Source organism: Streptomyces thermodiastaticus (assembly GCF_014656135.1).
Classification (GTDB): domain Bacteria; phylum Actinomycetota; class Actinomycetes; order Streptomycetales; family Streptomycetaceae; genus Streptomyces; species Streptomyces thermodiastaticus.
Genome location: NZ_BNBV01000010.1, coordinates 141846 through 167262, shown reverse-complemented (window position 1 = coordinate 167262; position 25417 = coordinate 141846). Strand labels below are relative to the sequence as shown.

Genomic DNA, 25417 nt, shown 5'->3' with positions numbered 1-25417 from the left:
GGCGACGTCAAGGACGTGCTGCTGCTGGACGTCACCCCGCTGTCCCTGGGCATCGAGACCAAGGGCGGCATCATGACCAAGCTGATCGAGCGCAACACCACGATCCCGACCAAGCGTTCGGAGATCTTCACCACGGCCGAGGACAACCAGCCCTCCGTCGGCATCCAGGTCTACCAGGGCGAACGGGAGATCGCCGCGTACAACAAGAAGCTCGGCGTCTTCGACCTCACCGGCCTGCCGCCCGCACCGCGCGGCGTGCCGCAGATCGAGGTCACCTTCGACATCGACGCCAACGGCATCATGCACGTCTCCGCCAAGGACCTCGGCACCGGCAAGGAACAGAAGATGACGGTGACCGGCGGTTCGGCGCTGCCCAAGGAGGACATCGACCGGATGATGCGGGAGGCCGAGCAGTACGCCGAGGAGGACCGCAGGCGGCGCGAGGCCGCCGAGACCCGCAACCAGGCCGAACAGCTCGTCTACACCACCGAGCACTTCCTGCGGGACAACACCGACCGCATCCCGCAGGACACCAGGAACGAGGTGGAGGCGGCCGCCGCCGAGGTGAAACAGCTGCTGGAGCAGAAGGGCGACACCGACGTCACCGCCCTGCGCACCGCCGTGGACCGGCTCGCCGCCGTCAGCCAGAAGATGGGCCAGGCGATCTACGCCCAGGCCCAGCAGGAACGGCCGGCCGAGGACACCCAGGGGCGAGCGGCCGGCGGCACGCGCACCGACGCACCGGAGGACGAGGGCGTGGTCGACGCGGAGATCGTCGACGACGACCGGCAGGGCAGCCAGGGCGGCGCCGCCTGAGACACCACGGGCCGCTCCGGCACCGCGGCGGGACGGCGCCGGCGCCCCGACCTCAGCTCGGGCGGGGCTCGCTCAGTACTGGTCGCGGCACTCGCGCAGCAGCCGGCGCGACCGCTCGGCGGACGCCGCCCGCGCCGTCATGTGGTCGAGGACCTCCAGATGCGCGGAGACCTCCTTGCGGGAGTCCAGATACAGCGCGCCCGTCAGATACTCGGTGTAGACCAGGTCCGGCAGCTCCGGCTCGGCGAACCGGAACAGCGAGAACGGCGCGTAGGTGCCCGGGTGCGGCCCGGCCGCGAACTCCGCGACCTGCACCGTCACCCGGTCCCGCTCGGTGTACTCCAGCAACTTGTCCAGCTGACCGCGCATCACCTCGGCGCGGTCGCTCACCGGCCGCCGCAGCACCGTCTCCTCGATGATCACCCACAGATGCGGGGCGTCCTCGCGCTCCAGCAGCCGCTGACGGTCCATCCGCAGCGCCACATGCCGCTCGATGGCCTCCCGGCCGGTCTGCCCCACCGTGCCCGTCTCCAGCACGGCCCGCGCGTAGTCCTCGGTCTGCAGCAGTCCGGGCACGAAGTGCGGTTCGTAGGAGCGGATCAGCCGCGCCGCGCCCTCCAGGCTCACGTACAGGCTGAACCACTCCGGCAGCACGTCGTGGTAACGCTGCCACCAGCCGGGCTCGTTGGCCTCCTCGGCGAGCCGGACGAACGCCTCGGCCTCCTTCTCGTCCACGTCGTACGTGGCCAGCAGCACCTGCACGTACGGTATCTTCAGCGCCACCTCGGCCAGCTCCATGCGCCGCACCGTCGCCGCGGCCACCCGCAGCGCCCGCGCGGCCTGCTCACGGGTCAGGCCTGCCGCCTCCCGCAGTTCCTGCAGCCGTCTGCCGAGCACCACCTGGCCCACGGTCGGCGCGGGCCGCCGCTCACTCACGTCACGCCCCTTCCCGCACGTGCTTCGGACAACGCGGAGCAGTGTGACACGGCGGCCGCCGTCGCGACAGCCGCGCGCACCGGAATCCCGCAGCACCGTCCGGTCCGTGGGGGCGGTGGACGACGCCGCCGCCCCGGCCGCGAGAATGGTCCACGACCGAGAATCCGGCCACGTGAGGAGGGCGCATGAACGAGCCGTGGAGGCCGTCCTGGGAGTCGACGGCGGTGTACCGCGCCAGAGTGCGCGGCTGCCTGCTCGGCGGGGCCGTCGGGGACGCCCTCGGCTATCCGGTCGAGTTCAGCGCCCTGGACGGCATCCGGGCCGCGCACGGCGCACGCGGCGTCACCGGTCTGGTGCCCACCACCACCGGAGCCGTCGGCCTGATCAGCGACGACACCCAGATGACCCTGTTCACCGCGGAGGGCATCCGGCAGGCCCACGAGCAGCAGCCGGGCAAGCGCCTCGGCGTGGACGGCTTCCGGCTGATCCGCTGGGCCTACGAACGCTGGCTCGCGACCCAGGACTACCGCAGCCCTCAGGTCGCCGAGATAGGCCCCGCCAACGGCTCCTACACCGGCCCGCGCGACGGCCTGGTCAACGAGGCGTGGCTGTACGCGCGGCGCGCCCCGGGCAACGCCTGCATGTCCGGTCTGGGCCTGGACTTCGTGCCCGACCCGGCGGCCGCCTTCGGCCCGCCCGGGCCCATCAACCCCGACTCCAAGGGCTGCGGGGCGGTGATGCGGTCGGCGCCGTTCGGTCTCACCGGCGCCGGCCCCGAGGACGCCTTCGACGCCGCCGCCCGCTGCGCCCAGATGACCCACGGTCACCCCACCGGCTACTACGCCGCCGGCGCTCTGGCCGCGATCGTCGCCTGCCTGCTGGACGGGGAGTCGGTCGAGGGCGCGGTGCTGCGCTCCCTGCGCCTGCTGGCCCGCCACCCCCACCACGAGGAGACCACCGCCGCGCTGCACCAGGCGCTGGACCTGGCCGCCCAGGGCAGCCCGAGCGCGGAGCGGCTGCAGCAGCTCGGCGCCGGCTGGGTCGCCGAGGAGGCCCTGGCCGTCGGCGTCTACGCGGCCCTCGTCGAGGACGACGTCGAGCGCGCCCTGCTGCTGTCCGTCAACCACTCGGGCGACAGCGACTCAACCGGCTCCATCTGCGGCAACATCCTCGGCGCCCGTCACGGCGACCACGGCCTGCCGCACGCCTGGGTGCAGCGCGTCGAGGGCCGCGCCACGATCGCCGCCGTCGCCGACGACCTGGCCGCGGTCTGCGGACCCCGCTGACCCGACGGTCCCGTCCGACGGCTGACCGCCGCCCGCGACGCGCGTCGCGGGCGGCGACGCACCGGCGTTCCTGTGGCAGTCTGAACGTCACACCGGAGCCGGCGAAGGGAGTGCGGATGGCCGTCGAACCGCTGTCGCGGGAGGAGATCGAGACCCGGCTGGCCGGGCTGCCCGGCTGGTTGCTGGCGGACGACCGGCTCACCCGTACCTTCCGGCTCGGCTCGCACTTCGCGGCGACCGCGATGGTGGTGCACATCGCGCAGGTCCAGGAGGAACTGAACCACCACTCCGATCTGACGCTCGGCTACACCACCGTCTCGGTGAGCGTGCACACGCACAGCGTGGGCGGCGCCGTCACCGAGAAGGACTTCCAGCTGGCCCATCGCATCCAGGATCTGGCAGCAAGTCACCAGGCGATGTGAGACGACCTGGCGAGGGGGGAACGCCACGTGCTGGACTACGACCAGGAAGCCGAACAGTACGACGCGTTACGCGGCGGCGAGCCACGGGCCGCCGCGGCGGCAGCGGCCGTCCTCGGCCTGCTGCCCGGAGAGTGCCGTCAGCTGGCGGACATCGGCTGCGGCACCGGCATCGTCACCCGCCGGCTCGCCGAGGCCCGGCCCGCCCTGCGGGTGACCGGGGTGGACCGGTCGGCCGCGATGGTCCGCCGGGCCGCGGCCCGGCTGCCCGGGGCCGTGGTCCGCGCCGACGGCCGCCGTCTGCCCTTCCCGGACGAACGGTTCGACGCCGTCGTCAGCGTCTGGCTGCTGCATCTGGCGCCCACCGACGCCGACGCCCGGGCCGTCGTCGCCGAATGCGCCCGGGTGCTCCGCCCCGGCGGCGTCTATGTCACGACCGTCGACAAGGCCGCCTCCCACAACGTCGGCAGCGACATCGACGCCGTCCTCGCCGGTCGGCCGCCCAGCCCCGCCCGGGACGCCGCGGACCTCGTCACCGCGCACGCCGCCGCGCACGGTCTGCTCCCCGCCGGACAGGCCCGCTTCCGGGGCGTAGGCCAGGGCCGCAGCCCCCGCCGCACCATCACCGACCTGCGCCGCGGCTGGTTCGTCACCCTGCCTCCGGGCAGCGCCGCCGCCGAGGCCTTCGCCGCCCGGCTCGCGGCCCTGCCCGACCAGGAACGGCCCCGCCCCGACCCGGTGTTCGCGCTGCGGGCGTTCCGCAAGCCGCCCCAGGACTGAGCCCGAGCACGCCGAACGGGCGGACCCGGGACCGAGCCGGGTCCGCCCGTCGCGCGACGCGGAGCAGCGGGGGCCTATTCGAGAAGCTCCGCGTACGACCCCATGGCCAGGGCGATGTCCGCCTCGGCCCAGAACCGGTGGTAGGTGAAGACGGGCGCGGCCCCGCCCCTTAGGTAGGACTCCACCTTCGACCACGCCGGGTCGTCCTGGTAGAAGGACCGGATGGACAGGAAGGTCGACGAGGAGTCGATCCGGTCGCCGTTCGGCATGGTGCCGGTCCAGCCGCTGGGCACGTACACCGGGTCGGCGAAGCGGCTGTAGTCGGCCCGGGTCTCCGGCACGGCGATGCCCAGGGCGTCCTGGTGGTTGTCCCACATGCCGTCCAGCAGCGCCTTGGCCGTGGCCTTGGCCTGCGCGTCGCCCGACCGGGCGGCGTAGTACGTCAGCGTCCTGGCGTACGCGGCGGCCACGCCGACGTCATCGGTGTAGTCGGCGACGGTGACGTGCAGCGAGCTGTTGTCACCGGGCGAGGACGGGTTCCAGGTGTCCGGCTGCCCGGACCAGGTGAGGGTGGAGGGGATCAGGAAGCCGCCGTCCGGGTTGACAGTGGTCTTTGACAGCGCCCACTTCACCCACTTGTCCAGCACCTCCTTCGCCTGGGTGTCCCCGGTCTGCTGGTAGTACTCCGCGACGCGCTCCATCGACCAGGCCTGGAAGCCGAACCACTGGTTGGACGGCGGGTCGTGGTAGACCGGCGCCTCGTCGTAGTACATGCCGTAGAAGGTGGACCTGCCCGCCGGCGGGGTGGCGTAGCGGCCCTGCCAGCTGTTGGTGGCGCCGCCCGCGATGGCGCCCTCGGCGGACTGCAGCCACCGGTAGAACTCCAGCTGCCGCTTCAGCGAGGTGGCCCAGTCCTCCGCGCCCGTCGCCGACTTCGGCTTCAGGTCGGGGTAGGAGCTGAGCGCGTAGGCCGCCAGCGGGTTCTGGTAGCCGCCGTGGACGTGGCTGGAGCCGATGCGCCAGGCCCAGCCGGCGTTCGGGTCCGTGGCGCCGCCCCAGGCGTAGTACCAGGACAGCAGGTAGTGCGAGGCGTCCTTGCCGGTGCCGGCCGGGCAGGAGGAGGCACCGGTGCAGTTGCCGATCTTCTTGAAGTACTTGTCGTACATCGCGTAGCGCAGGTAGTCGCCCATCTTCGCCGCCTTGGCGACGGTGGCCGCGACCTCGCTGCCCTTGCCCTGCTCCTTGGCCCACACGTCCGCCCAGTACGCGGCCTGCACGGCACGCGCGTCGGCGTCCGGGGCGTCGGTGTACTTCCACTGCTTGGCGTAGGAGGCGTCGCCGGTGAACAGGTCGAGGTAGCCGTTCTTCCCGCCGTAGGTGAAGTTGTCGCAGGTCGGCTGGGGCACGGTCTCCCACACGGACTCCTGCGGGCCGCGCTGGAAGGTGTTCAGGTACGACGGTCCCTGCTGCGCCGGTCCGCCCTCGCAGGTGCCGCCCGGGGTGTTGCCGTAGCCGTAGACGTTGTCGACGTCCTGGATCCAGTGCATGCCGTAGACGTCGTCCGTGCCGTAGGCGGACCTCAGCTCGGCCGCGATCGGGTCGGAGCCGACCGGGACCGACCCGTCGAGCCGGGCCGGGTACTGGTCGGGGGTGTCCTGTTCGGGGGCGTAGGTGGCCGGTTTCGAGGCGTCGTAGAAGGAGTTGGTCGGCTGGTCGGCGTGAGTGGGGATCATGTACTTCTCCATGAGGGCCCACGCGTCGTTGAACTCCGACCAGTCACCCGTCACCTTGCCGTACATCGCCTGCAGCCACAGCAGGTAGCTCCACGCCTCCGAGGTCGTCTCGTGCCCCTGGTCGGGTGCCTCCACGATCAGTGTCTCCACCGCGTGGTAGGGGATGCCCTCGGGCGAGAAGTAGCCGTCGGCCGGGTCGGTGATCTTGTTGTACAGGTCCAGGAAACGGGCGTCGTACTCCTTGGCCGCGGCCAGTTCCGTCACGGTCACCGTGGCCTTGGCGTAGCCGGGTGCGGAGGCGGTGAAGGTGGCCGTCCCGGTTCCGGAGTCGTCCGCGGTGACGGTGACCTTCTGGGGGGTGTCCCAGTCGTCGGGGGTGAAGGTGAGCGTGGAGCCGCCCGTCACGGACAGGCCCTCGTTGCCCTCCGTGCGGGCGACGGTCACCGTCACGTCCTCGCTCGGCTGCTTCGACAGCGTCACCTCGAACGTGCCCGACGTTCCCTGCCGGATGCCGAGCCGGGCCGGCGAGGCGACCACCGCGGGACCCGCGGCGACGGTGATGCCGACCGGCGCGGACTCGGCGGACGCGCCGAGGCTGTCGTACGCCTTCGCCACCAGGGAGTGGCTGCCCGCCGCCAGGGACGAGGCGGACAGGGTGTACGGCGCGGTGGCGTCGGTGCCGAGCAGGGTGGTGTCGTCGTAGAACTCGACCTTGGTGATGCTCGCGTCGTCGGCCGCCGCCGCGGTCGCCTCCAGCGGCACCGGTTCGCCCTGCGTGTAGGTGGCGCCCGGGGCGGGACTGGTCAGCACGGTGACGGGCGGCTGATGGGCGCCGGTGCAGGCGGTGCCGTTGACGGCGAAGTCGGTGGGATCGGTGTTGGTGCCGCTGTAGGTGAACTGCGCGCCGAGGGTCACCGCGGCGCCCGCGCCGATCACGGCGTTGTACGAGGCGTTCTTCACGGTGACCGTCCGCCCCGACTGCGACCAGACGCCGTTCCAGCCGTTGGTCAGTTTCTGGTCGCCGGCGTAGGAGTAGGTCAGGGTCCAGCCGTCGATGGGGTCGGTGCCGCGGTTGGTGACGGTCAGCTCCGCGGTGAAGCCGGAGCCCCAGTCGTTCGTCCGGTAGTCCACGCTGCAGCGCGGCGCCGCCGCGTGGGCGGTGGTCGCGCCCGCCGCCAGCATCGTCGTGGGCAGGGCCAGGGCCGTCACGGCGGTGCACAGCCTGCGCACGAGGCGGCGTCTGTGTCGGTGAAGGGGGTGCACTGCTGGTCCCTCCTTGCGGCTCGGAGTGGAGGAAGCGGGGGGAGCGGTGCAAGCAACGAGCAACGACAAGCCATGACCAGTGGGAGCGCTCCCATAGTGCGTACCTGTCAGGGCACCGTCAAGTAGATAAAGGATTCGAAAACATTCGTCCCCGCGCTGACGCGCCGCATTGACGGAAAGTGAACCCAAAGTTGGTGAACCCTCTGTTCTTCTCCGTGACTTGACGCTACCTTCACTCGCACCAGTGGGAGCGATTCCATCAGTGGCGCATCCGTGGCGGTGTGCCCGGTCCGCGAGGAGTCCCCCCATGCGACACCCCCCACGTTCACTGCTGTGATCCGCCGGCCGGCGCGGTCCGCCCGCGTGGCCGACGGCTTGTCACGCACGGCCCTTCGGCGGCCCGGAACCGTCCCGCCCGAGCCGCCCCGGAGCACCCGGGACCGCTCCGCCGGCCGTGCGGCCGTGCCGCTTCACCTCACACGTACGACGCCGGGGTGCACGAGCGCCTGCGCGCCCTCGGCCGCGTACGGGCCCACCCGAAGTCACCCATGGAGGTACACCCCACTCATGAGCCGCAGCAGAACAGCGATGCTCGCCGCCCTGACCCTGGTGGCCGGCGGCATGAGCATGGCGCTCGCCGCCGGCCCTGCCAGCGCCGGCCCCGCCGCGCCCGCCTGCACCGTCGACTACAAGGTGCAGAACCAGTGGCAGGGCGGCTTCACCGCCGCCGTCACCGTCACCAACAACGGCGCCGCCAAGTCGGCCTGGACCCTGAAGTGGTCCTACGCCGGCGACCAGAAGATCACCAGCGGCTGGAACGCGAAGATCACACAGAGCGGTGCGGACGTCACCGTCACCAACGAAAGCTACAACGGCTCCCTGGCCACCGGCGGTTCGACGAACTTCGGCTTCCAGGGCACCTTCAGCGGCACCAACGCCGTTCCGTCCGCCTTCACCCTCGACGGCGTCACCTGCAACGTCGACAACGGCAGCGGTGGCGGAGGCGAGCCAGGGGGCGGCGGCGACAACGGTGGTGGCACCGGTGCCAGCGGCCGGGTCGACAACCCCTACGTCGGCGCCAAGATGTACGTGAACCCCGAGTGGTCCGCGCTGGCCGCGGCCGAGCCGGGCGGCGACCGCGTCGCGGACCAGCCCACCGCGGTCTGGCTCGACCGCATCGCCACCATCGAGGGCGCCGACGGCAAGATGGGACTGCGCGACCACCTCGACGAGGCACTGAAGCAGAAGGGCTCCGGCGAACTGGTCGTCCAGCTCGTCATCTACGACCTGCCCGGACGCGACTGCGCCGCCCTCGCCTCCAACGGCGAGCTGGGACCGGACGAGATCGACCGGTACAAGAGCGAGTACATCGACCCCATCGCGGAGATCCTGTCCGACCCCAAGTACGCGGGCCTGCGGATCGCCACGGTGATCGAGCCCGACTCGCTGCCCAACCTGGTCACCAACGCGGGCGGCACCAACACCACCACCGAGGCCTGCACCACCATGAAGGCCAACGGCAACTACGAGAAGGGCGTCAGCTACGCCCTGAGCAAGCTCGGTGCCATCCCGAACGTCTACAACTACATCGACGCCGCCCACCACGGATGGCTCGGCTGGGACACCAACCTCGGCCCCTCCGTGCAGGAGTTCTACAAGGTCGCCACCAGCAACGGCGCCAGCGTCGACGACGTGGCCGGCTTCGCCGTCAACACCGCCAACTACAGCCCCACCACGGAGCCGTACTTCAAGGTCTCCGACACCGTGAACGGCCAGACGGTGCGCCAGTCGAAGTGGGTCGACTGGAACCAGTACGTGGACGAGCAGTCCTACGCCCAGGCACTGCGCAGCCAGGCCGTCGCGGCCGGGTTCAAGTCGGACATCGGCGTGCTGATCGACACCTCCCGCAACGGCTGGGGCGGCTCCGCCCGTCCGTCCGGCCCCGGTCCGAAGACCAGCGTGGACGCCTACGTCGACGGCAGCCGCATCGACCGGCGCATCCACGTCGGCAACTGGTGCAACCAGAGCGGCGCCGGCCTCGGCGAACGGCCCACCGCCGCACCCGCGTCCGGGATCGACGCCTACACGTGGATCAAGCCGCCGGGGGAGTCCGACGGTGCCAGCGCCCCCGTCGACAACGACGAGGGCAAGGGCTTCGACCAGATGTGCGACCCCTCGTACCAGGGCAACGCCCGCAACGGGAACAACCCCTCGGGTGCGCTGCCCGACGCACCGCTGTCCGGACACTGGTTCTCCGCCCAGTTCCGGCAGCTGATGCAGAACGCCTACCCGCCGCTGTCGTGACCCGGTGAGGCGTCCTCGAAGGTGATCCGCCGGGGCGGGGCGGCCCGGAGCGTCCTGCCCCCGTCACTCAACGGGCCGGCCCCGGCGGACCGCGCGTGCCGCGCCGGGCGCCCGTCCGGCCGCCGCGCGCACACCCGCCGCCGGGCACAGCCGACGCTGTGCCCGGCGGCGCCGTGTTGCCCACGGCCTCCGGCGGGCACGCCCGGCGTCGTCAGGGGCCGCTCACACGGTGCCGTTTCTCCGGGGTGTCGCCGTCCGTCCGGCGACACGACTGGCCTGACCGCGGTGCGCCGTCGCATGCTGAGCACACCGACAGGAGGTCGCACACCATGACGCCGGAACACCCAGGGCACCGCCCGGGCCCGCACGCCCACCCTTTTGGACCCGTCGCCGCGACGGAAGGCCACGGCGGTCACGCACACCACGACGGGACGGACGTCGACTGGGCCGTGATGGGCCCCTTGCTGGAGTCCCAGGCCGAGGTGTTCACACCTTTGTACCTGCAGGTGATGGCGTGGCTGGCACAACAGGCGGGGGACCCGGGTCTGATCGTCGATGCCGGCAGCGGCCCGGGTGTGATCGCGTGCCTGTTCGCCGAGCGCTTCCCCGGCGCCCGCGTCGTGGCGGTGGACGGCTCGGCACCGCTGCTGCGACGCGCCCGTGCCCGCGCCGCCCGGCTCGGCCACGCCGACCGCCTCACCACCGTGACCGGCCCGCTCCCGGACGCGCTGTCCGCACTCAACCGCCCGGCCGGTCTGCTGTGGTGCGGCAACAGCCTGCATCACCTGGGAGACCAGCGCGCCGCCTTGACCGCGTTCGCCCGGCACCTGGCACCGGGCGGCACCCTGGCACTGCTGGAGGGCGGCCTGCCCGCCCGTTTTCTGCCGCGGGACATCGGCATCGGCCGCCCCGGCCTGCAGGCCCGGCTCGACGCGCTGCAGGAGGAGTGGTTCACCCGGATGCGTGCGGACCTGCCGGGCTCCGTCGCCGAGGCCGAGGACTGGCCGGCGCTGCTGGCCGCCGCCGGACTCCGACCGACGGGCACCCGCAGTTTCCTGCTGGACCTGCCCGCACCGGTCTCCGCCGAGGCCCGGGCCTTCGTCGCCGCTCGTCTCGCCCGGCTGCGCGAGGGTCTGGCCGACGACCTGCTGCCAAAGGACCGGGCCGTCCTGGACCGGTTGCTGGACCCGGACGACGAGGCGGGTGTGCACCGCAGGCGGGACGTCTTCGTCCTCCAGGCGCACACGGTGTACACGGCCGTCCGGGACGGGGACACCTCTGAGTCCTGAGGCACACGCCGACGCGCCGGGTGCTCCCCGCCGGACCGGCCGACGGGGAGCACCCGGCGGCATGTCAGCCGCCGTCGACGAACTGCCGGGCGAGCTTCTCGCCCAGCGTGACCGCCGCGCTGTGGCTCTCGATGGGGGAGACCTGGCTGTTCTTGAACAGTATGTAGGTCACGCCCGACTCCGCCCCGCCGGTCGCCGGGTCGGGGTCGATGCCGAGGGCCTGGGCGGTGGCGTAGGACGCCTCGCCGATGATCGAGGTGGGCCCGGTGTCGCCGACGACGGCGTACTCCACCTGGTCGCCGTGGACGACGGCGACCACACCGCCGCCCTTGATGCCGGCGGACGCGTAGTCCCAGATGCCGCTCGCGCTCGGCACGACGACATAGGGCAGGGTCTCGGCGTTCAGCGGCTTGCCGTCGGACTGGTGGAAGGCGGTGTCGTCCTGGTACCAGGGGTCGCGGTTCTCGTTGCAGTCGGCGGTGCGCTGCCCGTCGCAGTCGATGTCCATGTCGGCCTTCCAGAACACCACGTCGTCCGTGCCGCACACGGGGACGGTGGCCGGGGCCTCCTCGTCCGTCCGGTACAGACCCGAGGAGATCTGCCGGCACGACGAGACCTTGGCGAGGAGTTCGGCGGCGCCGACCGAGCCCTCGCGGACGGAGGCGGAGGCGGTCGTGGGGAGAAGGCCGGCGGCGAGCAGGGCGGCGCCGGCGGCCGCGATGAGGGGCAGTGTTCGTCTGCGCACTGTGGGGGCCCTTCTGTCAGGAAAGTTTCCTTCCTGAAGGCCGTACACTGGCGCACACTTCATGTCCGCGTCAAGAGTGCGGCGGTGCGGGCCGGTCCGCGCGGACCGGCCCACGACCGGGAGACGTCACTCCACGTCGAACGCCGCGGGGTCCGGGCCCAGGCGCCGGTCCTCGTTCAGCGCCGCGATGGCCGCGAGGTCCTCGTCGTCCAGGCTGAAGTCGAACACCTCGATGTTCTCCTTGATGCGGGACGGCGTCACGGACTTCGGGATCACGATGGTGCCCAGCTGGAGGTGCCAGCGCAGCACCACCTGGGCCGGAGTCCGGCCGTGCTTCTGCGCGATCGCCACGATCGCCGGGACCTCCAGCAGGCCCTTGCCCTGGCCCAGCGGCGACCAGGCCTCGGTGGCGATGCCCCGCTCGGCGTGGTCCTTGCGGGCGGCCTCCTGCTGCAGGTGCGGGTGCAGCTCGATCTGGTTGACGGCCGGCACCACCGACGTCTCGGAGATCAGCCGCTGCAGGTGCTCAGGAAGGAAGTTGGACACACCGATGGCCCGGATGCGGCCGTCGGCGTACAGCTTCTCGAACGCCTTGTAGGTGTCGATGTAACGGTCCTTGGCCGGCAGCGGCCAGTGGATCAGGTACAGGTCCACGTAGTCGAGGCCGAGCTTGGCCAGCGAGGCGTCGAAGGCGCGCAGCGTGGAGTCGTAGCCCTGCTCGGAGTTCCAGAGCTTGGTGGTGACGAAGATGTCCTCGCGGGGCAGGCCGGAGGCGGCGATGGCCCGGCCGGTGCCGCCCTCGTTGCCGTAGATGGCGGCCGTGTCGATGCTGCGGTAGCCGGCCTCCAGCGCGGTGGCCACGGCGCGCTCCGCCTCGTCGTCCGGCACCTGCCAGACACCGAAGCCCAGCTGGGGCATCTCGACGCCGTTGTTGAGCGTGATCGTGGGGACCTGATGGGTCACGAGTGGTCGATCCTTCGGTTGTCGTGCGTGATACTCGCACGGCCCGCGATCATGAAGCTGTCGCACTCCTGGTCGTCGACCGTGCTCTCCCGATCTTCGCACTTCCGCACGGGATCTTTCGAGCCCCGTCGAATCACGTGCGGTACAGCGCCTCCACCTCCCGGGCGTAGGCCTGCTCGATCGCCTTGCGCTTCAGCTTCAGCGACGGGGTCAGCAGGCCCTGCTCCTCGGTGAACGGCTGGGCGAGGATGCGGAAGGTGCGGATCGACTCGGCCTGCGAGACCAGCGTGTTGGCGGCGACCACCGCGCGCCGCACCTCGGTCTCCAGATCCGGGTCACGGACCAGCTGGGAGGGGTCCATCCTCGGTTTGCCCCGCATCGTCAGCCAGTGCTCGACGGCCTCGTGGTCCAGGGTGACCAGCGCGGCGATGTACGGGCGGTCGTTGCCGACGACGATGCACTGCGCGACGAGCGGATGCTCGCGGACCCGCTCCTCCAGCACGCCCGGCGCCACGCTCTTGCCGCCGGAGGTCACCAGGATCTCCTTCTTGCGGCCGGTGATGGTCAGGTAGCCGTCCTCGTCCAGGGTGCCGAGGTCGCCGGTGGCCAGCCAGCCGTCGTGCAGAGTCTCGTCGGTGGCCTTGGGGTCGTTCAGGTATCCCCGGAAAACGTTGCCGCCGCGCAGCCACACCTCGCCGTCGTCGGCGATGTGCACGGTGACCCCGGGTATGGGCCGGCCCACCGTGCCGTAGCGGGTGCGTTCGGGCGGATTGGCGGTGGCCGCCGCGGTGGACTCGGTCAGCCCGTAGCCCTCGTAGATCTGCACCCCGGCACCCGCGAAGAACAGGCCCAGCCGGCGGTCCATCGCCGAACCGCCCGACATGGCGGTGCGGATCCGGCCGCCCATGGCGGCGCGCACCTTGGAGTAGACGAGCTTGTCGAACAGCTGGTGCTGCATGCGCAGCCCGGCCGAGGGGCCCGGGCCGATGCCCCACGCCTTGGCCTCCACCGCGTCCGCGTACCTCACCGCGACGTCGACGGCCTTCTCGAACGGCCCCTGCCTGCCCTCCCGCTCGGCCTTGCGGCGGGCGGCGTTGAACACCTTCTCGAAGATGTAGGGCACCGCCAGGATGAACGTCGGCTTGAAGGCCTGCAGGTCGGGCAGCAGCGCCGAGGCACTGAGCTGCGGCTGGTGGCCGAAACGGACCTTGCCGCGGATCGCGGCGACCTCCACCATCCGGCCGAAGACATGGGCGAGCGGCAGGAACAGCAGGGTCGACGCCTCGTCGCCCTTCTTGGAGTGGAACACCGGCTCCCAGCGGGCGATGACCGTGTCCGCCTCGTACATGAAGTTGCCGTGCGTCAGCACACAGCCCTTGGGGCGGCCGGTGGTGCCGGAGGTGTAGATGACGGTGGCGACCGAGTCGGGGGTGACCGCCTGCCGGTGCCGGTGCACCACCTCGTCGTCCACCGTCGCGCCCGCCTCGTACAGCTCCTGCACGCAGCCCGCGTCCAGCTGCCACAGCCGGCGCAGCTTCGGGAGCCGGTCGATGACCGTGGCGATGGTCATCGCGTGGTCCTCGTGCTCCACGATCGCCGCCGACACCTCGGCGTCGTGCAGCATCCAGAAGCACTGCTCGGCCGAGGAGGTGGGGTAGACCGGAACCACCTGGGCGCCGATGGTCCACAGCGCGAAGTCGAACAGGGTCCACTCGTAGCGGGTACGGGACATGATCGCGACGCGGTCGCCGTACCGGACGCCCTGGGCGAGCAGACCCTTGGCGAGGGCGAGGACCTCGTCACGGAACTCGGCGGTGGTCACATCGCGCCATGTCCCGTCCGCGTCCTTGCGGCCGAGCGCGACGCGCCGGGGGTCCTCGTGGGCATGCTGGAAGACGACATCGGCCAGACCGCCCACCGGCGGTGCCAGAGCCAACGGAGGGCTGGTGAACTCCCGCAAACCCCGCTCCCTTGTGATGTTCCGCACAGCGCCGTGAAAGCTACCTCACACCAGGCCGGGCCGGGATGGGGGTCGGAACCGGACAGTGCTCACAGGCGCACAGGTCAGCGTCGGGGAAAAGTGCTCAGAAGGGGAAGGGCCGGACAGAAATCCTTACGGTTCGGTAGGTTTCGGTGCCGTAATCTCCACCGAATCTGTACGACGCCCTGACACAGGGCCGGTGCCCGCCCGGGCCGTCACCGCCCCGGGGCGCCGCTGTCAGACGGTACGCCCGGTGGTTTCCGGCCAGCGTCCCGCCGTGGCCTGCCCCCGGTGCAGTCGCTCGCCGCCCGCCAGGATCGCCGCGGCCAGCGCGTCGGCCGCAGGCTGCGCGGAGGGCCGGTGCCGGCCGTGCACCAGCACGAAGTCCACCTGCCCCAGCTCCGGCAGCCCGGCCCGCTCCGGCACCCGCACCAGACCCGGCGGGATCATCCCGCGCGAGTGCGCCATCACCCCCAGCCCGGCGCGCGCGGCGGCGACCAGGCCGTTGAGGCTGCCGCTGGTGCACACGATGCGCCACGGCCGCCCCTGCCGCTGAAGCGCCCGCAGGGCGAGCGCCCGGGTGATCCCCGGCGGCGGGTAGACGATCAGCGGCACCGGCCGGTCGGGGTCCAGGCGCAGCCGTTCCGTGCCGACCCAGACCAGCCGGTCCCGCCAGACCGGCTCACCGCGCGGGTCCTGCGGCCGCCGCTTGGCCAGCACCAGGTCCAGCTTCCCGGCGGCCAGCTGTTCGTGCAGCGTGCCCGACAGCTCCACCGTCAGCTCCAGGTCGACCTCGGGATGCTCGTAGCGGAAGCCCTCCAGGATCTCCGGCAGCCGGGTCAGCACGAAGTCCTCCGAGGCGCCGAAGCGCAGCCGTCCGCGCACCCGGGTGCCGGTGAAGAACGCCGCCGCCTGCTCGTGCACCTCGAGGATGCGGCGCGCGAACCCCAGCATGGCCTCGCCGTCCTCGGTCAGCTCCACCGAGTGGGTGTCGCGGGTGAACAGCAGCCGCCCGGTGGCGTCCTCCAGGCGGCGCACATGCTGGCTCACGGTCGACTGACGCAGCCCGAGCCGCCGCGCGGCCTGGGTGAAACTGAGCGTCTGCGCCACGGCCAGGAAGGTGCGCAGCTGAGCGGGGTCGTACATACCGGCCAGCCTACCTGCGGTCATCACGAGACATGATGACAGTGAGAGCGGTATGACGGATTCCCGATCACCCTTTCCGGGGGCACCATGGAACGGGGACCCGTCGGCTCGCGACAGGGCTGTGACGCGTGTTCCCGTCCGTGCAAGACGAGCAAGTGGAGCACTGTGAAACGCCTGGCCTGGCCGAGCTGGATGCCGATCGACCCGTACATCGTGCTGTTGCTCGCAACGGTGGGTCTCGCGGCGCTGCTGCCGGCCCGCGGCACGGCCGCCGACGCCGTCTCCTGGGCGTCCACCGCGGCGATCGCCTTCCTGTTCTTCCTCTACGGCGCCCGGCTGTCCACCCGGGAGGCGCTGGACGGGCTGCGGCACTGGCGGCTGCACGTCACCGTGCTCGCCTGCACCTTCGTGGTCTTCCCGCTGCTGGGCACCGCGGCCCGCGGCCTGGTCCCCGTCCTGCTGGACCAGCCGCTCTACCAGGGCCTGCTCTTCCTCACCCTGGTCCCCTCCACCATCCAGTCCTCGATCGCCTTCACCTCCATCGCCCGCGGCAACGTGCCCGTCGCGATCTGCGCCGGCTCCTTCTCCTCCCTGGTCGGCATCGTCGTCACCCCGCTGCTGGCCGCGACCCTGCTCGGCAGCAGCGGCGGCGGTTTCTCCGCGCACTCGCTCACCGAGATCGTGCTGCAGCTGCTCGTGCCGTTCCTCGCCGGCCAGGTGCTGCGCCGCTGGCTGGGCGGCTTCATCACACGGCACAAGAAGGTCCTCGGTCTGGTCGACCGCTGCTCGATCCTGCTCGTCGTCTACACCGCGTTCAGCGAGGGCGTGGTCCGGGGCATCTGGCACCAGGTCAGCCCCCTCCGCCTCGGCGGCCTGCTGGTGGTGGAGGCCGTCCTGCTCGCGGTGATGCTGCTGCTGACCTGGTACGGCGCCAAGGCGCTGGGCTTCGGCCGCGAGGACCGCATCGCCATCCAGTTCGCCGGCTCGAAGAAGTCCCTGGCCTCCGGCCTGCCCATGGCCGGCGTGCTGTTCGGCGCGCATGCCTCGCTGGCCGTGCTGCCGCTGATGCTCTTCCACCAGATGCAGCTCATGGTGTGCGCGGTGATCGCCAAGCGCCGCGCCCGCGACCCCGAGGTCCGCGAGGAGACCGAGACCCCCGCCGCCCGCCCGCCGGCCGCCGCGGCGAGCCGCGACCGCTGACGGCACCCGGCGGGGGCGAGTCGCACCGCCAGGTGTCCCGCGCCGCTCGCGGCCGCCGTCACCAGCACCGTCTCGCCCTTCTCCGTCCGCGCGGCGTCCAGCGCACCGAGGGCGACCATGCCGGCGCCGGTGCGCACCACCGGTCCGGCATGCGGCAGCCGCACACACCCAGGACCCGGACCCGCGCGGCACCCGTGCTCAGCTCCGCGCGGCGGCCTCCACCAGCACGCGCTCGTGGCCCGCGTACACGTTCATCGAGCTGCCCCGCAGAAAGCCCACCAGCGTCAAACCCGTCTCCGCGGCCAGGTCCACGGCCAGCGACGACGGCGCCGACACGGCGGCCAGCACCGGGATGCCGGCCATCACGGCCTTCTGGGCCAGTTCGAAGGAGGCCCGGCCGGACACCAGCAGGATCGCCCGGGACAGCGGCAGCTGCCCGTTCTGCAGGGCCCGGCCGATCAGCTTGTCGACCGCGTTGTGCCGGCCCACGTCCTCGCGGATGTCCAGCAGCTCGCCGTCCTCACCGAACAGGGCCGCCGCGTGCAGGCCGCCGGTGCGGTCGAAGACCCGCTGGGCGGCCCGCAGCCGGTCGGGCAGGCGCGCGAGCAGACCGGGGTCGACCCGCAGCTGCGGGGTGTCCGCGATCGGCCAGCGGGCCGTGGTGCGCACCGCGTCCAGCGACGCCTTGCCGCACAGCCCGCAGGAGGAGGTGGTGTAGACGTTGCGTTCGAGGGTGAAGTCGGGCAGGCGGACACCCGGCGCGGTCGTCACGTCGACCACGTTGTAGGTGTTGGAGCCGTCCGCCGTCGCGCCCGCGCAGTAGACGATGTTCACCAGGTCCGCGGCGGAGCCCAGCACACCCTCGCTGACCAGAAAACCCGCGGCCAGCGCGAAGTCGTCCCCCGGGGTGCGCATGGTGACGGCGATGGGTTTGCCGTTCAGCCGTATCTCCAGGGGCTCCTCGGCCACCAGGGTGTCCGGCCGGGACGAGACGGCCCCGTCGCGGATGCGGATCACCTTGCGTCGTTCCGTGACTCGTCCCATGGTCTGATCAGTCCCGGTTCTGTACGTGCTGGTAGCCGAAGCGGCCCTTGATACAGAGGTTGCCATGGGTCACCGGGTTGTCGTGCGGCGAGGTGACCTTGACGATCTCATTGTCCTGCACGTGCAGCGTCAGGGTGCAGCCGACCCCGCAGTAGGCGCACACCGTGGTCGTCCTCGTCTGCCGGGACTCGTCCCAGGTGCCCGCCGCCCGCATGTCGAACTCCGACGTGAACGACAGTGCACCCGTCGGGCACACCTCCACGCAGTTGCCGCAGTACACGCACGCCGAGTCGGGCAGCGGCGCGTCGTGCTCCACGGAGATACGGGCGTCGAAGCCGCGGCCCGCGACCGCGATCGCGAAGGTGTTCTGCCACTGCTCCCCGCAGGCGTCGACGCACTTGTAGCACAGGATGCACTTGTCGTAGTCCCGCACGTACAGCTCGTTGTCGATCCTCGGTTCCTCCCCGAGGCGAGCCGCGTCCGGGCCGAAGCGGCCGGGCCGGGCGCCGTACTCCTCGATCCACTCGGCGGCCCGGGGGGTGGTGGACAGGTCCGCCGAGGACGCGAGCAGTTCCAGCACGATCTTGCGGCTGTGCCGGACCCGCTCGGTGCCGGTACGGACCTCCATGCCGGGCTCCGCCTTCCGGGAGCACGCCGGCACCAGGGTCCGCGAGCCCTCCACCTCCACCATGCACAGCCGGCAGGCGTTCTTCGGGGTGAGCGTGTCGCCGTGGCACAGGGTCGGGACGTCCTTCCCGGCCGCCCGGCAGGCGTCCAGCAGGGTCGAGCCCTCCGGCACCCGCACCGGCTCCCCGTCGAGGGTCACCTCCACCAGGCGGCGCGGCATCCCCAGCGGTGTGACGGTCATGCGTACGCCCCCAAACGGTCGATGGCGGATTCCACGGCGTTCCACGCGGTCTGCCCCAGACCGCAGATCGAGGCGTCCCGCATCGCGCGGCCCACCTCGCGCAGCAGCGCGATGTCGTCGGCGGCGTCGCCGGTGCGCTCGGCGAGCCGCCGCAGCGCCTCCTCCTGCCGCACGGTGCCCACCCGGCACGGCACGCACTGCCCGCAGGACTCCTCCCGGAAGAACCGCGCGATGCGCAGCAGCAGCCGCGGCAGTGGCACCCGGTCGTCGAAGGCCATGACGACACCCGACCCGAGGGTGGTGCCGGCCTCCCGCGTGCCCTCGAAGGTGAGCGGGATGTCCAGCTCGTCGGGCCGCACGAAGGAGCCGGCCGCGCCGCCCAGCAGTACCGCCCGCAGACCCTGCCGCACCCCGGCGAGCTCCAGCAGCTCCCCGAGGGTGGCCCCGAACGGCAGCTCGTAGACACCGGGCCGCTCCACGCTGCCCGAGACGCAGTACAGCTTCGGCCCGGTGGAACGGCCGGTGCCGATCGCCGCGTACTCCTGCGCGCCCAGGGTGAGCACCGGCAGCACATTCACCAGCGTCTCCACGTTGTTGGCCGCGGTCGGCTTGCCGAACAGGCCCTTCTCCACGGGGAACGGCGGCTTGGAGCGCGGCTCGCCGCGCCGCCCCTCCAGGGAGTTGAACAGGGCCGTCTCCTCCCCGCAGATGTAGGCGCCCGCACCGCGCCGGATCTCGATGTCGAAGGCGTACCCCTGGCCGAGGACGTCCTCGCCGAGCAGGCCGCGGGCCCGGGCCTGGGCGACGGCGTGCTCCATCCGCCGAAGCGCCCTCGGATACTCGCCCCGCAGATACAGAAAGCCGCGGTGCGCGCCGATCGCATAGCCGGCGATGGTCATCGCCTCCACCAGCGCGAACGGGTCCCCCTCCATCAGCACCCGGTCCTTGAAGGTGCCCGGCTCGGACTCGTCGGCGTTGCACACCAGATAGTGCGGCTGCTCCGGCTGCGCGGCCGTGGCCTGCCACTTGCGGCCGGTGGGGAAGGCGGCGCCGCCGCGCCCGAGCAGCCCCGACTCGGTGACCTCGCGGATCACCCCGGCCGGGCCCAGAGCGAAGGCCCGCCGCAGCGCGGTGTACCCGCCGTGCGCCCGGTAGTCGTCGAGGCTCTCGGGGTCGGCCACGCCGACCCGGCCGAGCAGCAGCAGCCGGTCCCGCCCCGGTCCGGATCCCGAGGTCTGGGGTGCGGCAGCGGCGGCCGGCGGCTCCTGCGGTGCCGCGTCGGGCAGGGCCGCCGCGCTGACCGCCGAGGCCGCGCCGGCCGGTGCCGCCACGGCCGTGCGCACCGGGTCGCCGGCCCGGATCGCCAGCGCCGCCGGGGCCCGCTCGCACAGCCCCAGGCACGGGCTGCGCTCGATCCGCACCCCGCTGCCCGGCCCCAGCCGCGACTCCGCCTGTGCGCACACCTGTTCCGCCCCCGCCGCCTGGCACGCCAGGTCCGTGCACACGTGCAGCACGGTCGCCGGGCGCGGACGCAGGGAGAACAGGGAGTAGAAGGTGGCCACACCGTAGGCCTCGGCGGGCGGCACGGTCAGCCGCCGGCACAGATAGTCCAGGGCGCCCGGGCTGATCCAGCCGACCCGGTCGTTGATCGCGTGCAGCCCGGGCAGCAGCAGGTCCCGGCGCTCACGGACGGCGCGGCCGCCCCGCGCCCAGCGCAGGTCCTGGTCGGAGCGGTCGGCGCCCTCCCAGGCGGACTGAGGGGGACCGAGCAGGGCGTCCACGGCCGCGCGCTCGTCGTCGGTGGGTTTGCTGTCGCCGAAGTGCAGATCCACGCCGGTCACCTCCGTCGCATCAGAGCCGGGTCAGCGGGGGCACCTCGGTGGCGACCGGCAGCTTCTCGATCCGGATCGCCGACGCCTTGAACTCCGCCGTGCCCGCGATCGGGCAGTTCGCCTCGATCGTCAGCTGGTTGGTGTCCACCTCGTCGGGAAAGTGGAACGTCATGAACGCCAGACCGGGCCGCAGCGCGGGATCCACCCACACCGGCGCGGTCACCGACCCGCGGCGCGAGGTCACCTGCACCTGCTCGCCCGTCACGACGCCGTAGTGCTCGGCGTCCTCCGGCGACAGCTCGATGTACTCGCCGCGGCGCAGCGGCGAGGCGAACCCGCCGCTCTGCACCCCGGTGTTGTACGAGTCCAGCCGCCGCCCGGTGGTGAGCCGGATGGGGTAGTTCTCGTCGGTCATGTCGACCGGCGGATCGTGCTGCACGATCCCGAAGGGCGCGGGGCGCCCCCGGCGCGCGGGGTCCGGCTCCCACAACCGGCCGTGCAGATAGCTCGGTTCGAGCCGGTCGGTGCTCGGGCAGGGCCACTGGATGCCCTGGTGCTCCTCCAGCCGGGCGTACGTCATGCCGTGGTGGACCGGGGACAGCGACCGCAGCTCGTCCCAGACCGCCTCGGCGTCGGGATACTCCCAGCGGTGGCCGAGCCGGGCCGCGACATCGCACAGGATGTCGATGTCGTCGCGGGCCTCGCCGGGCGGGGCGACGGCCCGGCGCACCCGCTGCACCCGGCGTTCGCTGTTGGTGGTGGTGCCCTCGGTCTCCGCCCAGCTCGCGGTGGCCGGCAGCACGACGTCGGCCAGTTCGGCCGTGCGGGTCAGGAAGATGTCCTGCACCACGAGGAAGTCCAGCTGCTTGAGCCGCCGTACGGCCTGCTGGGTGTCCGCCTCCGACTGGGCCGGGTTCTCCCCGACGCAGTACACGGCCCGCAGCGTGCCGTCCTCCATGGCCTCGAACATCTCCGTCAGGTTCAGCCCGTAGTGCGGGGCGAGGTCGGTGCCCCACGCGGCGGAGAACTTCCGGCGCACCTGAGGGTCGAGGATGTCCTGGAAGCCGGGCAGCCGGTTGGGGATCGCGCCCATGTCGCCGCCACCCTGCACGTTGTTCTGCCCGCGCAGCGGTTGCAGCCCGGAGCCGTAGCGGCCCACGTGCCCGGTGAGCAGCGCCAGGTTGATCAGCGCACGCACGTTGTCGGTGCCGTTGTGGTGCTCGGTGACACCGAGGGTCCAGCACAACTGGGCGCGTTCGGCCCGCGCGTAGGCGTGGGCCAGCTCGCGGATCGCGGCGGCCGGCACACCCGTGACCTTCGAGGCGAGCGAGAGCGTCCACGGCTCGACCAGCGCCCGGTACTCCTCGAAACCGGTCGTCGCCCGCTCGACGAACGTCTCGTTGACCAGGCCCGCCGCGATGATCTCCCGGCCGATCGCATGCGCCAGGGCGATGTCCGTGCCCACGTTCAGGCCGAGCCAGCTCTCCGCCCACTCGGCGGTCGCGGTACGCCGCGGGTCCACGGCGTACATCCGGGCGCCGTTGCGAATGCCCTTCAGCACATGCTGGAAGAAGATCGGGTGGGCGAACCGGGCGTTGGAACCCCACATCACGATGACGTCGGTGTGCTCGACCTCCTCGTACGAGGAGGTGCCGCCACCCGACCCGAAAGCGGCCGCCAGCCCGGCCACGCTGGGGGCGTGACAGGTGCGGTTGCAGGAGTCGACGTTGTGGGTGCCCATCACCACCCGGGCGAACTTCTGCGCCACGTAGTTCATCTCGTTGGTGGCGCGGGAGCAGGAGAACATGCCGAAGGCCCCCCGGTTGCGCTCCAGACCGCGCGCGACCCGGTCCAGGGCCTCGTCCCAGCTCGCCCGCCGGAAGGGTTCCTCCCGTGAGTCACGCACCAAGGGGTGGGTGAGCCGCGTGTACGTCTTCGGGTTGCCATCACGTTTCCTCATGCGGCGCTCCTCGGCGCGAGCAGGACGTGGGGTGAGGAGAAGGGGCCGTGGACGGCCGGGCGCGGGCGACGAACGTTCCGGGGGACGTGCGAACGACGAGGCGGACAGGGCGTCGACGGCGTCGACGGAATATTGTCTACAGTATGGGAGGTGCTGCGGCAAGGGTCCATGCACAGCTCGGAACTCGCGGTGACGGGAGCGTCGCGAGGGTTCTCGAACGACGGTCCCGTGCCTATCTTTCGCCCATGAGTCCTCCTGTGGCACCCGTGGGATGGAGCCGCTGGCTGGTCCCGCCGGCCGCTCTGTCCGTCCATCTCTCCATCGGCCAGGCCTACGCCTGGAGCGTGTTCAAACCCCCGCTGGAGTCCGCCCTGCACCTCAGCGGCACCCAGAGCGCATTGCCCTTCCAGCTCGCCATCGTGATGCTGGGCCTGTCCGCCGCGTTCGGCGGCACCCTCGTGGAGCGCAATGGTCCCCGCTGGGCCATGACCGTCGCGCTGATCTGCTTCTCCTCCGGCTTCCTGCTCTCCGCGCTCGGCGCGGCGACCGAGCAGTACTGGCTGATCGTCCTCGGCTACGGCTTCGTCGGCGGCACCGGCCTCGGCATCGGCTACATCTCGCCGGTCTCCACACTGATCAAGTGGTTCCCCGACCGGCCCGGCATGGCCACCGGGATCGCCATCATGGGCTTCGGCGGCGGCGCGCTGATCGCCTCCCCCTGGTCGGCCCAGATGCTCGACTCCTTCGGCGCCGGCTCCTCCGGCATCGCGCTCGCCTTCCTCGTGCACGGGCTCACCTACGCCGTCTTCATGACGCTGGGCGTGCTCCTCGTCCGCGTGCCGCGCACCGCCGCGCCCCAAGGGGACCGGCCGGCCGTCCCGGAGGGCGTGCAGGTCTCCGCCCGCAGCGCCGTGCGCACCCCGCAGTTCTGGTGCCTGTGGCTCGTGCTCTGCATGAACGTCACCGCCGGCATCGGCATCCTGGAGAAGGCCGCACCGATGATCACGGACTTCTTCGCGCACACCTCGGCCCCGGTGTCGGCCTCCGCCGCCGCGGGATTCGTCGCCCTGCTGTCGGCGGCCAACATGGCCGGCCGCCTGGGCTGGTCCTCGGCCTCCGACCTGATCGGACGCAAGAACGTCTACCGCCTCTACCTCGGCGTCGGCGCCCTGATGTACCTGCTCATCGCCCTGTTCGGAGACGACTCCAAGGCGCTGTTCGTCCTGTGCGCGCTGGTGATCCTCTCTTTCTACGGCGGCGGCTTCGCCACCATCCCCGCGTACCTGAAGGATCTCTTCGGCACCTATCAGGTCGGCGCGATCCACGGCCGCCTGCTCACCGCCTGGTCCACCGCGGGCGTCCTCGGGCCACTGATCGTCAACTGGATCGCCGACCACCAGGAGAAGGCGGGACGGCAGGGCGCGTCCCTGTACGGCCTGTCGTTCGACATCATGATCGGCCTGCTCGTCGTCGGCTTCATCGCCAACGAACTGGTCCGGCCCGTCCACCCCCGCCACCATGTCACCGCAGCGAAGGAGGTGGCCGATGGCCGCCGCGAACAACCCGCCTGACCGCAAGGGCCTGATCGTCCTGTCCTGGGTGTGGGTCGGGGCGCCGCTGGCCTACGGGCTGTACGAACTGGTGCTGAAGGCGCGGCAGTTGTTCACCGGATGACCGCTGCGGGCACCGTCCCCGCGGCCCGCTCGACCACCTCGCCCTGGCATCTCCCACCGCCGTCGGACGCTCTCGCGACTGGCTCCCGTCGCGGCCGGCCCCGGAATCCCCCGGCCGGCCGCGACGCTCGTCCGCAGGGTTGTTGTGACGTGGGCTACAGCGCGCCGTCGGTGGCCTGGTGCGCCGTAGACTGTAGACGAAAAACAATCGACACTGGAGCGACCTGACGCGCTGCACCGGACCGCGCCGGGGTGCGGGACCGTGCGGAGCGGCACCGTCTCCGGTGACCGCTGAGCGTCTTACGTCCTCCGTCTCCGCTGTGCACGGCCCCGGCCGGGAAGGGACCGCGATGTTGTCGACAGGACTGCCGCAGGGGGCGGTGCCCCGGCTCGAACGCCCGGGGCCGCTGCGGGAACGCGTCTACGAGACGCTTCTGGAACTCATCATCACGCGTGCGCTGCGGCCGGGTCAGCACCTCGTGGAGAGCGAACTCGCCGGTCACCTCGGCGTCTCCCGGCAGCCGGTGCGGGAGGCGCTGCAGCGGCTCAACACCGAGGGCTGGGTCGATCTGCGGCCCGCCCAGGGCGCGTTCGTGCACGAGCCCACGGAGGAGGAGGCCGACCAGCTGCTGACCGTCCGCACCCTGCTGGAGGCCGAGGCCGCGCGGCTGGCCGCCGTTCATGCGGACGCCGACGGGGTGGCCGCGCTGGAAGAGCTGTGCGCCGAGGGGGAGCGGGCCGTCGCCTCCGACGACGTGGACACGGCCGTCGCACTGAACGCCCGCTTCCACGCCAAGATCATGGAGCTGGCCGGCAACACCGTCCTGGCAGGACTCGCCGCCCAGGTCGACCGCCGGGTGCGCTGGTACTACACGCCCGTGGCCCGCCAGCGTGGTGCCCAGTCATGGATCGAGCACCGGGCGCTGATCGCCGCCATCGCCGACCACGACGAGGAACGCGCCACCCGGCTGATGCGCGAACACACGGAGCACACGCGCACCTCGTATCACGAGCGCGCGGAGTCCTGAGCGTCGGCGTTCGCCGGTCCCTCCCCGCATGCGCGGGGAGCAGCAACAGGTGTGTGGGCGCGGCGCTCTGGGCGCTGTCGCGTCACCGGCAACCGCACGTTGCTCCGGGCCGTTGCCACGCGTCGACACGCAGCCGACCCGAGCCGCCCGA

At 71.8% G+C, this 25417-nt stretch carries 20 protein-coding genes; 10 read left to right on the top strand and 10 right to left on the bottom strand.

Features of this window, described 5'->3' with window-relative positions; all coding sequences use genetic code 11:
* Nucleotides 1-816, top strand: an 816-nt coding sequence (locus tag IE286_RS12635; protein ID WP_189796763.1) for an Hsp70 family protein, incomplete at its 5' end; no start/stop codon positions are given.
* Nucleotides 817-888: 72 nt separating this feature from the next.
* On the opposite strand, the gene IE286_RS12630 is transcribed toward IE286_RS12635, so the two are convergent.
* A complete protein-coding gene (locus IE286_RS12630; RefSeq protein ID WP_189796762.1) occupies nt 889-1752 on the bottom strand; it encodes a Sco1979 family transcriptional regulator in 864 nt (287 codons plus the stop codon).
* Nucleotides 1753-1937: 185 nt separating this feature from the next.
* Here IE286_RS12630 and IE286_RS12625 point away from each other — a divergent pair, with 185 nt between their 5' ends.
* The 3 genes from IE286_RS12625 (at nt 1938) to IE286_RS12615 (ending at nt 4237) form a co-directional block, all read left to right on the top strand.
* A complete protein-coding gene (locus IE286_RS12625; RefSeq protein ID WP_189796761.1) occupies nt 1938-3038 on the top strand; it encodes an ADP-ribosylglycohydrolase family protein in 1101 nt (366 codons plus the stop codon).
* Nucleotides 3039-3154: 116 nt separating this feature from the next.
* Nucleotides 3155-3460: a 4a-hydroxytetrahydrobiopterin dehydratase gene (locus IE286_RS12620; RefSeq protein ID WP_189796760.1), complete on the top strand. Its 306-nt coding sequence runs from the start codon at nt 3155-3157 to the stop codon at nt 3458-3460.
* A gap of 27 nt (nt 3461-3487) precedes the next feature.
* Nucleotides 3488-4237, top strand: a complete 750-nt coding sequence (locus tag IE286_RS12615; RefSeq protein WP_189796759.1) for a class I SAM-dependent methyltransferase — start codon at nt 3488-3490, stop codon at nt 4235-4237.
* Nucleotides 4238-4311: 74 nt separating this feature from the next.
* On the opposite strand, the gene IE286_RS12610 is transcribed toward IE286_RS12615, so the two are convergent.
* Nucleotides 4312-7233, bottom strand: a complete 2922-nt coding sequence (locus tag IE286_RS12610) for a glycoside hydrolase family 48 protein (RefSeq protein WP_189796758.1) — start codon at nt 7231-7233, stop codon at nt 4312-4314.
* A 567-nt stretch (nt 7234-7800) separates the two neighbouring features.
* Here IE286_RS12610 and IE286_RS12605 point away from each other — a divergent pair.
* Both IE286_RS12605 and IE286_RS12600 read left to right on the top strand, forming a co-directional pair.
* Nucleotides 7801-9537 (top strand): glycoside hydrolase family 6 protein, encoded by a 1737-nt coding sequence (locus tag IE286_RS12605; protein ID WP_189796757.1) that lies wholly within the window; start codon nt 7801-7803, stop codon nt 9535-9537.
* Between the two features lie 329 nt (nt 9538-9866).
* Nucleotides 9867-10826: a class I SAM-dependent methyltransferase gene (locus IE286_RS12600; protein WP_189796756.1), complete on the top strand. Its 960-nt coding sequence runs from the start codon at nt 9867-9869 to the stop codon at nt 10824-10826.
* A gap of 64 nt (nt 10827-10890) precedes the next feature.
* Here IE286_RS12600 and IE286_RS12595 read toward each other — a convergent pair whose 3' ends face one another.
* The 4 genes from IE286_RS12595 to IE286_RS12580 form a co-directional block, all read right to left on the bottom strand.
* Nucleotides 10891-11571 (bottom strand): glycoside hydrolase family 75 protein, encoded by a 681-nt coding sequence (locus IE286_RS12595; RefSeq protein ID WP_189796755.1) that lies wholly within the window; start codon nt 11569-11571, stop codon nt 10891-10893.
* Between the two features lie 126 nt (nt 11572-11697).
* Entirely contained in the window at nt 11698-12489 is a 792-nt protein-coding gene (locus IE286_RS12590; protein WP_189796780.1) for an aldo/keto reductase, read from the bottom strand.
* A 178-nt stretch (nt 12490-12667) separates the two neighbouring features.
* Nucleotides 12668-14494, bottom strand: a complete 1827-nt coding sequence (locus IE286_RS12585; RefSeq protein ID WP_189796754.1) for an AMP-dependent synthetase/ligase — start codon at nt 14492-14494, stop codon at nt 12668-12670.
* A gap of 258 nt (nt 14495-14752) precedes the next feature.
* Entirely contained in the window at nt 14753-15661 is a 909-nt protein-coding gene (locus tag IE286_RS12580) for a LysR substrate-binding domain-containing protein (RefSeq protein WP_189796779.1), read from the bottom strand.
* Nucleotides 15662-15826: 165 nt separating this feature from the next.
* Between IE286_RS12580 and IE286_RS12575 the strand changes: the two genes are divergently transcribed.
* On the top strand, nt 15827-16861 hold the full coding sequence (locus tag IE286_RS12575; protein WP_372462503.1) for a bile acid:sodium symporter family protein: 1035 nt from the start codon (nt 15827-15829) through the stop codon (nt 16859-16861).
* A 198-nt stretch (nt 16862-17059) separates the two neighbouring features.
* On the opposite strand, the gene fdhD is transcribed toward IE286_RS12575, so the two are convergent.
* From fdhD to IE286_RS12555, 4 genes are read right to left on the bottom strand one after another with little or no spacing between them, the layout of a single operon-like run.
* Complete coding sequence (gene fdhD / locus IE286_RS12570; RefSeq protein WP_189796753.1) at nt 17060-17905, bottom strand: formate dehydrogenase accessory sulfurtransferase FdhD; 846 nt, start codon at nt 17903-17905, stop codon at nt 17060-17062.
* Between the two features lie 7 nt (nt 17906-17912).
* On the bottom strand, nt 17913-18773 hold the full coding sequence (locus IE286_RS12565; RefSeq protein WP_189796752.1) for a 2Fe-2S iron-sulfur cluster-binding protein: 861 nt from the start codon (nt 18771-18773) through the stop codon (nt 17913-17915).
* On the bottom strand, nt 18770-20605 hold the full coding sequence (locus tag IE286_RS12560; protein ID WP_189796751.1) for an NAD(P)H-dependent oxidoreductase subunit E: 1836 nt from the start codon (nt 20603-20605) through the stop codon (nt 18770-18772). The genes IE286_RS12565 and IE286_RS12560 overlap by 4 nt, the downstream gene beginning before the upstream one ends.
* A gap of 19 nt (nt 20606-20624) precedes the next feature.
* The gene (locus IE286_RS12555) at nt 20625-22565 is read right to left on the bottom strand and encodes a molybdopterin oxidoreductase family protein (protein WP_189796750.1); all 1941 of its coding nucleotides are present in this window, start codon (nt 22563-22565) and stop codon (nt 20625-20627) included.
* A gap of 245 nt (nt 22566-22810) precedes the next feature.
* Here IE286_RS12555 and IE286_RS12550 point away from each other — a divergent pair, with 245 nt between their 5' ends.
* From IE286_RS12550 to IE286_RS12545, 3 genes are all read left to right on the top strand, one after another.
* The gene (locus IE286_RS12550; RefSeq protein ID WP_189796749.1) at nt 22811-24136 is read left to right on the top strand and encodes an OFA family MFS transporter; all 1326 of its coding nucleotides are present in this window, start codon (nt 22811-22813) and stop codon (nt 24134-24136) included.
* Complete coding sequence (locus IE286_RS27625; protein ID WP_267969197.1) at nt 24111-24239, top strand: MFS transporter small subunit; 129 nt, start codon at nt 24111-24113, stop codon at nt 24237-24239. The genes IE286_RS12550 and IE286_RS27625 overlap by 26 nt, the downstream gene beginning before the upstream one ends.
* A gap of 349 nt (nt 24240-24588) precedes the next feature.
* Nucleotides 24589-25266 (top strand): GntR family transcriptional regulator, encoded by a 678-nt coding sequence (locus tag IE286_RS12545; RefSeq protein WP_189796748.1) that lies wholly within the window; start codon nt 24589-24591, stop codon nt 25264-25266.
* Nucleotides 25267-25417 lie beyond the last annotated feature (151 nt).